Origin of the sequence: Demequina ureilytica (assembly GCF_048553575.1) — a bacterium.
Taxonomy (GTDB): domain Bacteria; phylum Actinomycetota; class Actinomycetes; order Actinomycetales; family Demequinaceae; genus Demequina.
In genome coordinates this window covers 389,630-401,835 of sequence record NZ_JBLZIE010000002.1, presented here as the reverse complement: position 1 = coordinate 401,835, position 12,206 = coordinate 389,630, and the positions used below count along the sequence as shown (strand labels likewise).

Genomic DNA, 12,206 nt, shown 5'->3' with positions numbered 1-12,206 from the left:
CGGCACGGCCGGCGTCGTAGGATGGTGGGCATGAGCGAGACCCTCGACCCCCAGTCGGAGCCCGGCTCCCCGCAGGGCGGCACCGCGACCATCGAGCGCGTCGACACCCGCGAACTCTCTGAGCCGGGTGACGCGGAGCGCTTCGCGCACTACGTGCGCAAGGAGAAGATCATGGAGTCCGCCATGTCGGGCGACCCCGTGATCGCGCTGTGCGGCAAGGTGTGGATTCCCGGCCGCGACCCGAACAAGTTCCCCGTGTGCCCGGCCTGCAAGGACATCATCGACGGCCGGTTCGGCAGCGGCGACGACGGGGAGGACTGACCCCAGGCGAGGAACGCCGTGGCGACGCCCGGCCTCCCCACCCGGCGCGCGCATCGGCCCTAGGCTGGAGGAGTGTCCACGCAGGGAGAACTTGAGCGCGAAGGTGCTGTGGCAACCCGCACGGACGATGTGTGGGTCACCATCGTGTGGAATGACCCCGTCAACCTCATGAGCTACGTCACCCACGTGTTCCAGACCTACTTCGGCTTTTCGCGCCCCGAGGCCGAGGCGCGCATGCGCGAGGTCCATGAGAAGGGCCGCTCCGTGGTCAGCTCCGGCGGACGCGAGAAGATGGAGGTCGACGTGCAGGCCATGCACGGCTACGGACTGTGGGCGACGCTCAGCAGGAGCGGCGAGTGAAGGGGTTCGCCGCGCGCGGCGAGGCCGCTGTGGCAGAGCTCGACGAGGAGGAGCGCATGGTCATCGCGCGCATCATCGCCGACGTCGGGCTCCTGCTTGGCGGAGAGCAGTTCGGGATGGACTCGCCGATCGACCGCGAGGCCGGGCTCGACGAGGCGGACGAGATCTTCCGTCACCTCAGAGGCCTCGAGGAGTCCCTGTCGGAGCCGGATGACCCAGCGGTGCTGCGCCTGTTGCCGTCGGCGTCGAAGGACGACCGTGACGTCGCCGATGAATTCCGCCGGCTCACCGAGGGCGACCTGCGCAACCTCAAGGTGGAGCGCCTCCGGACCATGTGGGCGCAGCTGAGCGAGGACGGCCCCGAATGGGCCGTGCCCGCCGCCGACGCGATGTCGACGGCCGCCGCGCTCACAGACGTCAGGCTGGTGCTCGCATCGCGACTGCGGCTCGACAGCGACGAGGACGCCGAGCGCCTGCACGATGAGATCGACCTTGCGACCCACGCGATCGTGACGGACGCGGAGGATGATCTGGACGTGGACCCCGAGCGGATCTGGCTCGGCATGCTCTACCAGGCGCTGACGTGGCTGCAGGAGTCGCTGGTGCAGTTCGCGATGGAGGAGGACGAACGTGAGTGACGCACCCATCGGGGTGTTCGACTCCGGGGTCGGGGGTCTGACGGTCGCCCGAGCGATCATGGACCAGCTGCCGCACGAGTCCATCCATTACGTGGGGGATACCAGGTACGGGCCCTACGGTCCGCTGCCTATCTCCGACGTGCGCAGGCATGCCCTGTCGATCATGGATTCCCTGGTCGAGGACGGCGTGAAGATGCTGGTGATCGCGTGCAACACCGCATCGGCCGCCGTGCTCCGCGACGCCCGCGAGCGTTTCTCACAGGAGCGAGGAGTGCCCGTCGTCGAGGTGATCGTCCCGGCCGTCCGCCGAGCGGTATCCCTCACCAAGTCCGGGCGGATCGGCGTGGTGGGCACCACGGCGACCATCACCTCAGGAGCGTATGACGACGCTTTGGCCGCGGCCCCGGACGTCGCGCTGCACTCGCAGGCCTGCCCACGGTTCGTCGATCTGGTCGAGGCCGGCATCACGGCGGGGCCCGAGGTCATCGAGGTCGCGCGGGAGTATCTCGCCCCGCTCGAGGCGGCAGACGTCGACACCCTCATCCTGGGCTGCACCCACTACCCGATGCTGCAGGGCGCGATCGGGTACGTGATGGGGCCGGACGTGACCCTCGTCGACTCCGCCACCGAGACAGCGATCGACGTCTACCGCGCGCTCACCGCGCAGGGCCTCGAACGCGGCTCCGGCGCCCGGGCGGATCACCGGTTCTTCGCAACCGGTGAGAGCGCGCGGTTCGAGGCGCTCGCACAGCGATTCCTCGGGCCGGTGGTCTCGCGGGTGGAGGCGCTGTGACGATCCGGCTCACCATCGTGGGGTGCGCGGGCTCCACCGCGGGACCGCACTCTCCGGCGTCCTGCTACCTGCTCGAGGCCGAGGACGACGAGGGGCGCATGTGGCGGCTCATCATGGACCTGGGTTCGGGGGCCATCGGGCCGCTTCAGAGATACTGCGACCCGGCGCGTGCCGACGGTGTGCTGGTGTCCCACGGCCATCCCGACCACTGCGCCGATCTCGGCGCGCTGTCCGTGCTGCGTCGCTATGGACCCACCCGCGACGAGGGTCTGCCGCTCATCCCGCTGCTCGGGCCTGAGGGTCTCGATCGACGTGTCCACGAGGTCGCGGGCGACCCCGACGGCGCGGACATGGACGTGTTCGACTTCTCCCCGCTCGCGCACGGCGACGTGGCACGCCTGGGCCCGTTCACCATCACCGCCGCACGCGCCCGCCACCCCGTACCCGCCCTCGCGTACCTGATCTCCGTGGGGGACTCGCACCTGCTCTTCACCGGCGACACCGACCGCTGCGACGAGGTGGACGCGCTGGCAGCTCGCGCGGGACTGATCCTGGGCGAGGCCGGCTGGGGCACGCGCGAGGTCAACCCCGAAGGCGTCCACATGACGGCCGACCAGTTGGGCCGCATGGCCGCAGAGGCCGGCGTCTCCGGCCTGATCGTCACGCACATTGCGTCGTGGGTGGACCCGCACCCCACCCTCAACGCTGTGCGCCGCCACGTGCCGCTGGCATGCCTGGCGAAGCCGGGCCACGTGCACGGCTTCTGAGCCGCAGCTGCGCTTCGCTCGGCCCGCGCCCGCCGTTAGGCTCGGGGACATGACCTCCCTCACTCGCGCCGATGGGCGCACTCCTGACCAGCTCCGCCCCGTCACCTTCGAGCGCTCGTGGCTCGACTCCGCGGAGGGTTCGTGCCTGGTGACGTTCGGCGGCACGCGCGTGCTGTGCGCCGCCTCGTTCACGGCGGGAGTGCCGCGCTGGAAGAAGGGCTCAGGCGAGGGCTGGGTGACCGCCGAGTACGCGATGCTGCCGCGCAGCACCAACACCCGCAACGACCGAGAGTCGGTGCGGGGCAAGATCGGCGGCCGCACGCACGAGATCAGCCGCCTGATCGGCCGCTCGCTGCGCGCCGTGATCGACGTCAAGGGCCTGGGCGAGAACACCATCGTGCTCGACTGCGACGTGCTGCAGGCGGACGGCGGCACCCGCACCGCCGCGATCACCGGCGCCTACGTCGCGCTGGCAGATGCGATCGCCTGGGGCCGCGCGAACGGCGCCATCAAGCCCGGCGCGCGGCCGCTGTCGGGCTCCGTGTCTGCGATCTCGGTGGGCATCATCGACGGCACGCCCATGCTCGACCTCCCGTACGAGGAGGACGTGCGCGCGGAGACGGACATGAACGTGGTGATGACCGGCGACGGCGGGTTCGTCGAGGTGCAGGGCACCGCCGAGGGCAAGACGTTCAGCAAGGCAGAGCTCGACGAGCTGCTTGCGCTCGCGACCGCCGGCAACGCCGACCTGGCCCGCCTGCAGGCCCGGGCGCTGGATGTTGACAAGGCGGCGGGCTGACATGACCCGCCTCGCGATCGCCACCCGCAACGCCCACAAGGTTGAAGAGATCTGGGCGATCCTCGCGCCGCTGCTGCCGCATGTGCACCGGGACGAGGTCGCATCGGCGCTGGACCTGGACGCGCCGTCGCCCGTCGAGGACGGCGTCACGTTCGAGGCCAACGCGCTCATCAAGGCGCGGGCGCTCGCGGCCTCGACGGGTGTGCCCGCCCTCGCCGACGACTCGGGCATCGCGGTCGACGTGCTCGGCGGCGCGCCGGGAGTGTTCTCCGCCCGGTGGGCGGGGTCCCACGGCGACGACGCCGCGAACCTCGCGCTGCTCCTCGACCAGATCGCGGACGTGCCCGACGAGCACCGCACCGCGTCCTTCGTCTGCGCCGCAGCGTTCGTGACCCCCGACGGACGCGAGTTCGTCGAGGTGGGCCACATGCGTGGCACGGTGGTGCGCGAGGCGCGTGGGGCCGGGGGTTTCGGATACGACCCGGCGTTCGTGGCCGATGGTCAGAGCGTGACCAACGCGCAGCTCGCGCCTGAGCGCAAGAACGAGCTGTCGCACCGTGGCGCGGCGTTCCGGGCGATGGCGCCGCACGTGGCCGCAGTGCTGTCCGAACCGCGCGCCTGATCGTCCCACCGCGGCCTGTGCCTGATATGGCGCGGACTGCCGGCCGGCGACGTGGCGAGGCCGCGCACCACCCCGCCCCCGCATCGGCCGAGTGGACGGATGAACTGAGCGCGGGCGCGACCCGCACCGTTCAGCGGGTCTTGCCCGGCAGAGTTGGTCCGTCTCGTCGGTCGGCCCGGCGTCCAGGACGGCTGATGCGCGGGCCGGCCGGGGTGCGCCGCGGCAAGTCGAGTGCGCGCGGACTCAGCCGTCGCATCGGCCGGACCCGAGGCCAGCTAGTTGAGCACGCCGCAGTGGGCAAGCGCGCGGCGCAGCAGGCTGTGCTGACCGCCTGTCATGTCGCCCGCGACGTCATCGCTCGCGGCCTCCTCGGGGCTGAGCCACACGATGTCGAGCGCGTTCTGGCTCGGCTCGCAGTCACCGTCGACGACGACCACAAAGGCCAGTGCGACAGCGTGCTGCCGGGCGTCATGGAACGCGCCGAACCCCTCCGTCGGGAAGTACTCCGCCACCGCGAACGGTGTCGGCGACGTCGGGATGCGCGGTAGCGCCACGGTGCCCAGGTCCTTCTCGAGGTTGCGGATCAGCGCGTCACGAATGCGCTCGTGGAAAAGCACGCGGCCAGCCACGAGCGCACGCGAGATCGCGCCCTCGTCGGCTCGCAGCAGCAGCCCCACCTCGGTCACCTCGCCCGCTGCGTCGACCCGCACGGGCACCGCGTTGATGTAGAGCAGCGGCAGCTCGCCACGGACGTGCTGCAACTCGCGCTCGGACAGCCACCCGGAAGGCTCGGGTGGCATCTCTGCCATGTCTGTCATGCCTCCTTTCTACCGTGTCGTCGTGGCCTCATCAGCAACCGCGCCGGAGCGTGGGAGCCTAGAAAAGGAATACCCCCCTACGGACTCGCGTTAAGGGGACACGCAGCGACAAGAGGAAGGAACCCCATGGGTACCGTTGAATTGACAACCGAGAACTTCGAGCAGACCGTCACGAAGGACGGGATCGTCCTCGTGGACTTCTGGGCCGAGTGGTGCGGTCCTTGCAAGCGCTTCGCCCCGATCTTTGAGCAGTCGGCGGAAGAGAAGCCCGAGATCACCCACGCGAAGGTCGACACCGAGGACCAGCAGGCGCTGGGTGCCCAGTTCGGCATCACCGCGATTCCCACGCTGATGGCGTTCCGTGACGGCATCATGGTCTACAACCAGGCGGGCGCGCTCGCGGGACCTGACCTGCAGAACCTGGTCAAGGCCGTCGAGGACCTCGACATGGATAAGGTCCGTGCCGACGTGGCCGCTCAGCAGACTGAGGAGCAGCACGCGCACTGACCTGTGTGCAAGAGCCCCGGACCCCACATGGGTGCGGGGCTCTTCGCATGTTCCGGCGCGCGAGGCGTGCGGTCAGCGAGAGCAGGCCACGCAGCGCTGGCGCACAGGCCGGGCCTCGAGTTGCGCGGGCGGAATGGCACGGTGACAGGCCGCGCAGATCCCGTACTCTCCCGCGTCAAGGCGCCGCACAGCTGCGTCCGCCTGCCGCGCGTCCTCCCGGGCGGACTCGAGAAGTCCGGCCAGCATCGACCACTGGGATGACAAGGTTGCGCCCTCGGGGTCGTGCTCGTCGTCGTCGAACTCGCCTCGGCGGGTACGGGTCAGGGCGTCCATCTCGGCGGTGAGCTCGGAGACGCGTGCGTCTATACGCTCCTGGTGGCGTCTCAGCAACGCATGGAGCTGTTCGGGTGCCATCACGATTCCAGCCTCTCCGGGCGCCTCCACGCCCCGAAAACTGCCCGAGCGTCCAGCGGAGTCGTCACCCGCTCCCCTCACGGGGCCCGGGTGACGACAACGCCAGAGAAGTGCGCGAGGGGGGACTTGAACCCCCACGTCCGAGGACACTGGAACCTAAATCCAGCGCGTCTGCCAATTCCGCCACTCGCGCGCGGCCACCAGGATACGCGGGCCGTCTAGGTGTCGAGGGTCAGTCGAGCCCCAAGTCCCGGCGGAGCTTCGCGACGTGGCCGGTGGCCTTGACGTTGTACTGCGCGAGCTCGACGGTGCCGTCGGGCCCGATCACCACAGTCGAGCGGATCGAGCCCTCGACCTCCTTGCCGTACAGCTTCTTGATGCCCCACGCGCCGTAGGCGTCCTGGACCGCGCGGTCAGGGTCGGAGACGAGCGTGAACGTTAGCCCTTCCTGCTCCCGGAACTCAGCCAACTTGGCCGGCTCGTCCTTGGAGACCCCCACCACCTCGTATCCGGCGGCCCTGAGGGCGTCGAGCGAGTCGCGGAAGTCGCAGGCCTCCGTGGTGCAGCCCGGCGTCATCGCGGCGGGGTAGAAGTACAGGATGACGTGCCGGCCACGGTGATCGGAGAGCGTGAACGAGCCCTGATCGGTGGCGGCGGTGAAGTCGGGTGCGGTGTCGCCTGCGGCGAGTCGGTTGTCAGTCATGATGACAACCTAACGCCGATGCGGCCGTGGACCATTCCTGCTCCGGCCCGATTTCGCTTCGCTCGCCCCAGCCTGCTAAAGTTGTCTTTCGCACCGCGCGGCCTGTCCGCTCGCGTCGCGAGCACCTCTAGCTCAATTGGCAGAGCAACTGACTCTTAATCAGTGGGTTCCGGGTTCGAGTCCCGGGGGGTGTACCAACGTCAGAAGGCCCGGTCCCGCGAGGGACCGGGCCTTCTGTGTGTCAAGCGGGGTGTCAGCTGCTCGCGAGAGCTCCATCCGACGAGAACACCAGGCCCACGGCCACCTCACCGGTGGTGATCGCGGTCTTGCTCAGCGGTCCGCCGGCGTCGAGGGCACGGAACTCCGCGATCTCGATGCCGTAGGTGCTCTCCAGGCCGGGCTGGCAGAACGGGCGCTCGGGGCACTCGGGAGGGCCTCCCAGCACGATCGGCCCGCACGATTCGGCGAGCTCGGAGAGCGTGGTGACGCCGTACTCGTCGATGAAGCCCTGGGTGACGGCGAAGGCGTTCTGGTCCTGCGCATCAGCCGCAGCACCCACGACCAGACCCTGCTCCTCGGCCAGCGGCTCCAGCGCCGCGACGGTCTCGGAGATGTCGCCCGAGGCCACGACGTTGTCGATGTCTCCGTCGAGGAACTCCGCGAACGTGGCGGCGTACTCGGGGACGATGTCGATCTCACCGCTGGTGAGTGCGGGGAGATAGGTCTCACGGTTTCCGATCTCGCGCACCTCGGTGTCGTAGCCCGCGTCGGAGAGAACCTCGGCGTAGATCTCGGCGAGAGTGATGTTCTCGGTGAAGTTCGCGGCGCCCACGGTGATGGAGCTGCCGTCGCCGGTCTCCTCCACCGTGATGCCCGACTCGTCCACCCAGGCCTCGGCCACTTCCTCCGAGGTCTGGCGGTCGATGTCGACCGCGCTGTTGAGCTCGATGAGCCCCTCCGTGTCGAGCTCGGCGGAGACGGCGTCGAGCGCCGCGATCACGTCGTCAGACGCGATGTCGGCATTGAGCGCCGGGATGATGTTGTCGGAGTTCTGGAGCATCATGTCGTCCTCGAGCACCACCAGCTGCTCTCCGGGGACAGGAAGGCACTCCTGTGCTGTGGTGGTCGCCGTGGTGCCGGTGGTCGGCTCCGTGGTCTCGGCGGGCGTGGGGTCGTCGCTGGAGCCGGAACTGCAGCCGGCCAGTGTCAGCGATGCGACGGCTAGGGCCGCCAAAGTGGCATTGCGGGTGCGCATGTGTGCTCCTCGTGTCGGGGTCAATCAGGATGAGCAACCACCCGGTGGCCGGGGTTGTTCCCGCCAGCCGGTGTCTACCAGGCTAGGCGCAGGTTTGCCTGAGCGCGAGGGTGAATATGGCCGATGCGCGGGCTCAGGCGGCGGAAGTCGCCGCCTCGCGCAGCGGAGCGGCGGTCGCCGCATGCTGGAGCCGGGCCATCACGGCATCGGTCGCCAGCGCGACGGCGGCCACCAGCACGGCCCCGGCCAGCACCTGCCCGTAGCGCTGCGTCGCCAGACCGGTGTTGATGATGACGCCCATGCCGCCACCGGCCACGAGCGCCGCGAGCGGCACGGTCGCGACGGTCTGCACGGCTGCGGTGCGCAGTCCGGCGGCGATCAGGGGCACTGCCAGGGGCAGCTCGACACGCGTAGCCACCTGGAAGCGAGTCATCCCCTGCCCGAGCGCCGCCTCACGAATGTCGGGATCGACATCCGCCATGCCCGTGAAGGCGTTGGACAGGATCGGCGGGAATGCGAAGATGGCGGCGGCCAGGATCACGGCGTTGTTGCCGAACCCGATGGCCGAGGCCGCGAACAGCGTGAGAAGCGCGAGGGTAGGGACGGCGCGGCTGACGTTCGACGTCACCACCGTCGCGGCGCCGCCCTTGCGCACGTGACCGAGGAAAACGCCCAGCGGCAGCGCGACGGCCACGGCGAGCATGACCGCGGCGAAGCTCATCCACAGGTGCTCGAGCGTGAGCGCGATGATCGAGTCCTGAGCGAACCGCCATCCGCCGTCGAAGGTGGGCGTGGTGATGCCGCTCGCCCCCGTCCAGTTCTCGGCCGTCGTGAGGTACTCCCATGCCTCGCTCAGCGTGCTCACGCGGACGCCCCTCGTCGCGCCCACGGCATCGCAAGACGCCCAGCGAGCGCGAGCAGCAGGTCCAGCACCAGCGCAAGGGCCAGGCACAGCAGGGTCGCCGTCATGATCTGGGCACGATAGTCGGACTGCAGGCCCCGGAACATGAGCTGGCCCAGGCCGCCGTAGCCCACGACCACCCCCACGGTCACGAGAGCGACGGTGCTGACGGCGGCGATCCGCAGGCCGGCGATGATCGACGGCAGGGCGTTGGGGAGCTCGACCTGGAACAGCAGCCGGGTGGGCGTGTAGCCCATGCCGCGCGCCGCGTCGGTGACGTCTCGGTCCACGCCCTGCAGCCCCACCACAATGTTGCGTACGAGCACCAGCAGCGCATACGCCACCAGGCCGATCAGCACGGTGGTGCGGCCGATCCCGGTGAACGGGGCCAGTAGCCCGAACAGCGCGAAGGACGGGATCGTGTACAGCACGCCGCTGACGCCCATGATGGGTGCCGACAGGCGCGGCATGCGCCGCGCGATCACCGCCAGCGGGAACGCGATGGCCACGGCGATCGCCAATGCTTGAAGGGTGAGAGTGGTGTGGATGAAGAGCTGCTCGGACACCTCGTCCCAGTTGCGCTCGAGGTAATCCAAGGAGAGCCACGGATTCTCGGGCGCGTCCATTTCAGAGAACCTACAGGGCGCGGACCCCGGCGACCAGCCGCCCGCACGGTAACGTGGCGGGATGGATCACGCCGGGATCACCTTCGAGCACGTCCGCAAGGAGTACCCGGACGGCACTGTGGCGGTGAAGGACCTCAGCCTCGAGGTCGCGCCGGGCGAGATCATGTGCCTGGTGGGGCCGTCCGGCTGCGGGAAGTCGACGACGCTGCGCATGGTCAACCGGCTGGTGGAGCCCACTTCCGGCACCATCACCGTCGACGGCTCCGACGTCATGAGCCAGGACGCCGTGCAGCTACGGCGCTCGATCGGCTACATGATCCAGCACGTGGGGCTGTTCCCGCATCGCACCGTGGCGCAGAATGTCGGCACCGTCCCGAGCCTGCTGCGGTGGGACAAGGACCGCAGGCAGCGCCGCACTGAGGAGCTGCTCGACCTGGTGGGCCTGCCCCACTCGACCTACGGGGGCCGCTACCCGCACGAGCTCTCGGGCGGCGAGCGCCAGCGCGTGGGCGTGGCCCGGGCGCTCGCGGTCGAGCCACCCGTGCTGCTGATGGATGAGCCCTTCGGCGCCGTAGATCCGCAGCGCCGGCGCAGCCTCCAGCAGGAGTTCCGTGATCTGCAGCGTCAGCTGGGGCTAACCGTGATGATGGTCACCCACGACATTCGCGAGGCCGTGATCCTCGCCGACCGCATCGCGGTGTTCTCCGAGGGCGGCGCCATCGAACAGATCGGCACGCCCGATGAGGTGACCACCAGCCCCGCGAACGAGTTCGTCAAGGACTTCCTCGCCGACTTCGGCGCGATCGCCGGCTAGTTCTGAGGCCCGCTGGCCGATGCGCGGGCTGGACCTGTTGATTCCGCCTACTTGGGACTTTGTGGTGAGCCGGGTGTCTGGGCGCTGTCGGCGCTCGCGTCAGACCCTGGGCCGCCATCCTTGCCCTCGATCCATGCGTGGCGCGCCGAGCGCGACAGGCGACGCGGCTCGCGCCACTTGGATCTCCACCACGCGACCATTCCGCCCTCGGCCTCTTGAGACTCGCGCTCGAGACGTTCCTCTGCTTGGCGCATCTCCCGGTGCCGGCGCCGGCGCCGGCCTGTCGTGACGATCCGGTACACCGCGATCCCCATGAAGAGGAAGACGAACACGACGAGCACGGGCACGAAGATGGCGATGAGAACCAGCGCCACCGAGATCGCGTCCTCCGCGAAGGAGGCCAGGGGAGCGCCGGTGCCGCCGGTCGAGGCATTCACTGCCGGACGCGATGCGGCCTTGGCAACGTGGGTCAAGAGCGCGATGATCGCCCCAACCACACCGGCGATCAGTGGGTTGTCCTGCCAGAAGTTCGACTCGTCGACGACGGTCGATGCGGCGGTGGCCGCGAAGATGATGCCGCCGACGACGGGCCGCACGGCGGTTTGGATGAGGTCGTTGACGTGATCCACTCCAGGGATCTTGTCGATGATGAGCTCGGCCACCAGCAGCCCGAGCGAGATGATGATCGCGGGCCATGACTGCAGCCACTCGAGGTGCGCGGGGAGCTGGATGAACTCCGTGAAGCGTGCGAACACGCCCACGAGCACCAGTGGGATGAACGCGTTGAGACCTGCCGCTGCGGACAGGCCTGCGCCGGTGAGCGCTGCGAGCATCCGTACCTCCGTTCCGCGCACGAGAGGTGCGCGTGGGTGACCGGTCAACGATAGCCCGTTGCGCCGGGTTCTCGCCGCCGACCGGTGCCACCCGGAAAAGCAAAAGGGCCGCTCGGCGAGGAGCGGCCCTTCTGTCCTGCGGGTGGCTAACGGGACTTGAACCCGCGACCCCCTCGACCACAACGAGGTGCTCTACCACCTGAGCTATAGCCACCATCGGCCCACGAAGTGGGCCAGCGAAGATCATACCAAGCCGTAGAGCCGGCAGACGACGGCCCGCCCGGCGGGGCTTACTCTGCGGCGGGGGACACCTTCGCCGCTGCGGCCTTCGCCGCGTCGGAGTCCGGCCCCGGCATCTCGACCAGCACCGTCTCGCGGTAGTACCGCAGCTCGCGGATCGAATCCTGGATGTCGCCCAGCGCGCGGTGCCCGCCGGTCTTGGCCGGGGCGTTGAAGAACACGCGGGGGTACCAGCGGCGCACGAGCTCCTTGAGAGAGCTGACGTCGACCACGCGGTAGTGGAGGTGCGCCATCAACTCTGGCATGTCGCGCTCGAGGAACAGGCGGTCCATGCCCACGGTGTTGCCCGCCAACGGCGACTTGCCCGCAATGGGCACGAACTCCTTGACGTACTCGAGCACCAGGCGCTGCGCCTCGGCCATGGTGACCCCGGCTGCCAGCACGGGTAGCAGCCCGGAATCGGTGTGCATCTGCGTCACGAAGTCGTTCATCTGCGCCAACGCCTCATCGGACGGCTTGATGACCACCTGCACGCCGTCGCCCAGCACGTTCAGCTCGGAGTCGGTGACCAGGCAGGCGACCTCGACCAGGGCATCTGCCGCCGTGTCGAGGCCAGTCATCTCGCAGTCGATCCAGACCAGGGGGATATCAGCCATGGCGCCCACTGTACGGCGATGGTGCAGCTTCCCAGGCATTTTCGGGCCGATGCGGCGCCAGCACTTGACAGCAGTCCTGCAGCATGGTTGGTTAGTTGGTTAAGTAACTAACCAACGAGCACGACGACGAGTGGAGGGC

General features: G+C 69.1%; 17 protein-coding genes and 3 tRNA genes. 10 read left to right on the top strand and 10 right to left on the bottom strand.

Going from position 1 to position 12,206, the window contains the following annotated elements; translation table 11 throughout:
* The first annotated feature begins 30 nt into the window (after window positions 1-30).
* From ACNI3K_RS08650 to rdgB, 7 genes are all read left to right on the top strand, one after another.
* Window positions 31-321 carry a DUF3039 domain-containing protein gene (locus ACNI3K_RS08650; protein ID WP_419391476.1) on the top strand — a complete coding sequence of 97 codons (291 nt, stop codon included), beginning with the start codon at window positions 31-33 and terminating at the stop codon, window positions 319-321.
* A gap of 72 nt (window positions 322-393) precedes the next feature.
* A complete protein-coding gene (clpS, locus tag ACNI3K_RS08645; protein WP_419391475.1) occupies window positions 394-681 on the top strand; it encodes an ATP-dependent Clp protease adapter ClpS in 288 nt (95 codons plus the stop codon).
* On the top strand, window positions 678-1,319 hold the full coding sequence (locus tag ACNI3K_RS08640) for a DUF2017 family protein (protein ID WP_419391474.1): 642 nt from the start codon (window positions 678-680) through the stop codon (window positions 1,317-1,319). The genes clpS and ACNI3K_RS08640 overlap by 4 nt, the downstream gene beginning before the upstream one ends.
* Window positions 1,312-2,112, top strand: coding sequence for a glutamate racemase (gene murI / locus ACNI3K_RS08635; RefSeq protein WP_419391473.1), 801 nt, complete (start codon window positions 1,312-1,314; stop codon window positions 2,110-2,112). The genes ACNI3K_RS08640 and murI overlap by 8 nt, the downstream gene beginning before the upstream one ends.
* Entirely contained in the window at window positions 2,109-2,879 is a 771-nt protein-coding gene (locus tag ACNI3K_RS08630; RefSeq protein WP_419391472.1) for an MBL fold metallo-hydrolase, read from the top strand. The genes murI and ACNI3K_RS08630 overlap by 4 nt, the downstream gene beginning before the upstream one ends.
* Window positions 2,880-2,928: 49 nt before the next feature.
* Window positions 2,929-3,678, top strand: coding sequence for a ribonuclease PH (gene rph, locus ACNI3K_RS08625; RefSeq protein ID WP_419391471.1), 750 nt, complete (start codon window positions 2,929-2,931; stop codon window positions 3,676-3,678).
* Between the two features lies 1 nt (window position 3,679).
* Window positions 3,680-4,300, top strand: coding sequence for an RdgB/HAM1 family non-canonical purine NTP pyrophosphatase (rdgB, locus tag ACNI3K_RS08620; RefSeq protein WP_419391470.1), 621 nt, complete (start codon window positions 3,680-3,682; stop codon window positions 4,298-4,300).
* Between the two features lie 275 nt (window positions 4,301-4,575).
* On the opposite strand, the gene ACNI3K_RS08615 is transcribed toward rdgB, so the two are convergent.
* Window positions 4,576-5,118: a DUF4916 domain-containing protein gene (locus tag ACNI3K_RS08615; protein WP_419391469.1), complete on the bottom strand. Its 543-nt coding sequence runs from the start codon at window positions 5,116-5,118 to the stop codon at window positions 4,576-4,578.
* 126 nt (window positions 5,119-5,244) lie between these two features.
* Here ACNI3K_RS08615 and trxA point away from each other — a divergent pair, with 126 nt between their 5' ends.
* Window positions 5,245-5,625 carry a thioredoxin gene (trxA, locus tag ACNI3K_RS08610; RefSeq protein ID WP_419391468.1) on the top strand — a complete coding sequence of 127 codons (381 nt, stop codon included), beginning with the start codon at window positions 5,245-5,247 and terminating at the stop codon, window positions 5,623-5,625.
* Window positions 5,626-5,697: 72 nt separating this feature from the next.
* On the opposite strand, the gene ACNI3K_RS08605 is transcribed toward trxA, so the two are convergent.
* The 3 genes from ACNI3K_RS08605 to bcp all read right to left on the bottom strand — a co-directional run bounded on the left by ACNI3K_RS08605 (window position 5,698) and on the right by bcp (window position 6,742).
* Window positions 5,698-6,039, bottom strand: coding sequence for a TraR/DksA family transcriptional regulator (locus ACNI3K_RS08605; RefSeq protein WP_419391635.1), 342 nt, complete (start codon window positions 6,037-6,039; stop codon window positions 5,698-5,700).
* 111 nt (window positions 6,040-6,150) lie between these two features.
* A tRNA-Leu gene (locus tag ACNI3K_RS08600) sits at window positions 6,151-6,232 on the bottom strand.
* Between the two features lie 39 nt (window positions 6,233-6,271).
* The gene (gene bcp / locus ACNI3K_RS08595; protein ID WP_419391467.1) at window positions 6,272-6,742 is read right to left on the bottom strand and encodes a thioredoxin-dependent thiol peroxidase; all 471 of its coding nucleotides are present in this window, start codon (window positions 6,740-6,742) and stop codon (window positions 6,272-6,274) included.
* Between the two features lie 121 nt (window positions 6,743-6,863).
* Between bcp and ACNI3K_RS08590 the strand changes: the two genes are divergently transcribed.
* A tRNA-Lys gene (locus tag ACNI3K_RS08590) sits at window positions 6,864-6,939 on the top strand.
* Between the two features lie 56 nt (window positions 6,940-6,995).
* On the opposite strand, the gene ACNI3K_RS08585 is transcribed toward ACNI3K_RS08590, so the two are convergent.
* From ACNI3K_RS08585 to ACNI3K_RS08575, 3 genes are all read right to left on the bottom strand, one after another.
* Window positions 6,996-7,997 carry a glycine betaine ABC transporter substrate-binding protein gene (locus tag ACNI3K_RS08585; protein WP_419391466.1) on the bottom strand — a complete coding sequence of 334 codons (1,002 nt, stop codon included), beginning with the start codon at window positions 7,995-7,997 and terminating at the stop codon, window positions 6,996-6,998.
* Between the two features lie 133 nt (window positions 7,998-8,130).
* Window positions 8,131-8,862: an ABC transporter permease gene (locus tag ACNI3K_RS08580; RefSeq protein ID WP_419391465.1), complete on the bottom strand. Its 732-nt coding sequence runs from the start codon at window positions 8,860-8,862 to the stop codon at window positions 8,131-8,133.
* Window positions 8,859-9,524, bottom strand: a complete 666-nt coding sequence (locus ACNI3K_RS08575) for an ABC transporter permease (RefSeq protein ID WP_419391464.1) — start codon at window positions 9,522-9,524, stop codon at window positions 8,859-8,861. Before ACNI3K_RS08575 ends, ACNI3K_RS08580 begins: the two co-directional genes overlap by 4 nt.
* A gap of 61 nt (window positions 9,525-9,585) precedes the next feature.
* Between ACNI3K_RS08575 and ACNI3K_RS08570 the strand changes: the two genes are divergently transcribed.
* Window positions 9,586-10,338, top strand: coding sequence for an ABC transporter ATP-binding protein (locus ACNI3K_RS08570; protein WP_419391463.1), 753 nt, complete (start codon window positions 9,586-9,588; stop codon window positions 10,336-10,338).
* Window positions 10,339-10,385: 47 nt separating this feature from the next.
* Here ACNI3K_RS08570 and ACNI3K_RS08565 read toward each other — a convergent pair whose 3' ends face one another.
* The 3 genes from ACNI3K_RS08565 to orn all read right to left on the bottom strand — a co-directional run bounded on the left by ACNI3K_RS08565 (window position 10,386) and on the right by orn (window position 12,067).
* Complete coding sequence (locus ACNI3K_RS08565) at window positions 10,386-11,171, bottom strand: DUF4126 domain-containing protein (RefSeq protein WP_419391462.1); 786 nt, start codon at window positions 11,169-11,171, stop codon at window positions 10,386-10,388.
* 141 nt (window positions 11,172-11,312) lie between these two features.
* Window positions 11,313-11,385: transfer RNA gene (locus ACNI3K_RS08560), tRNA-His, on the bottom strand.
* A 76-nt stretch (window positions 11,386-11,461) separates the two neighbouring features.
* Window positions 11,462-12,067, bottom strand: a complete 606-nt coding sequence (orn, locus tag ACNI3K_RS08555) for an oligoribonuclease (protein WP_419391461.1) — start codon at window positions 12,065-12,067, stop codon at window positions 11,462-11,464.
* Window positions 12,068-12,206: the final 139 nt, after the last annotated feature.

Excerpts from the sequence above, each read along its gene's own strand:
- ACNI3K_RS08650 (WP_419391476.1), top strand. The coding sequence starts at position 31 with ATGAGCGAGACCCTCGACCCCCAGTCGGAGCCCGGCTCCCCGCAGGGC.
- rph (WP_419391471.1), top strand. The coding sequence starts at position 2,929 with ATGACCTCCCTCACTCGCGCCGATGGGCGCACTCCTGACCAGCTCCGC.
- rdgB (WP_419391470.1), top strand. The coding sequence starts at position 3,680 with ATGACCCGCCTCGCGATCGCCACCCGCAACGCCCACAAGGTTGAAGAG.
- ACNI3K_RS08615 (WP_419391469.1), bottom strand. The coding sequence starts at position 5,118 with ATGACAGACATGGCAGAGATGCCACCCGAGCCTTCCGGGTGGCTGTCC.
- trxA (WP_419391468.1), top strand. The coding sequence starts at position 5,245 with ATGGGTACCGTTGAATTGACAACCGAGAACTTCGAGCAGACCGTCACG.
- ACNI3K_RS08605 (WP_419391635.1), bottom strand. The coding sequence starts at position 6,039 with ATGGCACCCGAACAGCTCCATGCGTTGCTGAGACGCCACCAGGAGCGT.
- bcp (WP_419391467.1), bottom strand. The coding sequence starts at position 6,742 with ATGACTGACAACCGACTCGCCGCAGGCGACACCGCACCCGACTTCACC.
- ACNI3K_RS08585 (WP_419391466.1), bottom strand. The coding sequence starts at position 7,997 with ATGCGCACCCGCAATGCCACTTTGGCGGCCCTAGCCGTCGCATCGCTG.
- ACNI3K_RS08575 (WP_419391464.1), bottom strand. The coding sequence starts at position 9,524 with ATGGACGCGCCCGAGAATCCGTGGCTCTCCTTGGATTACCTCGAGCGC.
- ACNI3K_RS08570 (WP_419391463.1), top strand. The coding sequence starts at position 9,586 with ATGGATCACGCCGGGATCACCTTCGAGCACGTCCGCAAGGAGTACCCG.
- ACNI3K_RS08565 (WP_419391462.1), bottom strand. The coding sequence starts at position 11,171 with ATGCTCGCAGCGCTCACCGGCGCAGGCCTGTCCGCAGCGGCAGGTCTC.
- orn (WP_419391461.1), bottom strand. The coding sequence starts at position 12,067 with ATGGCTGATATCCCCCTGGTCTGGATCGACTGCGAGATGACTGGCCTC.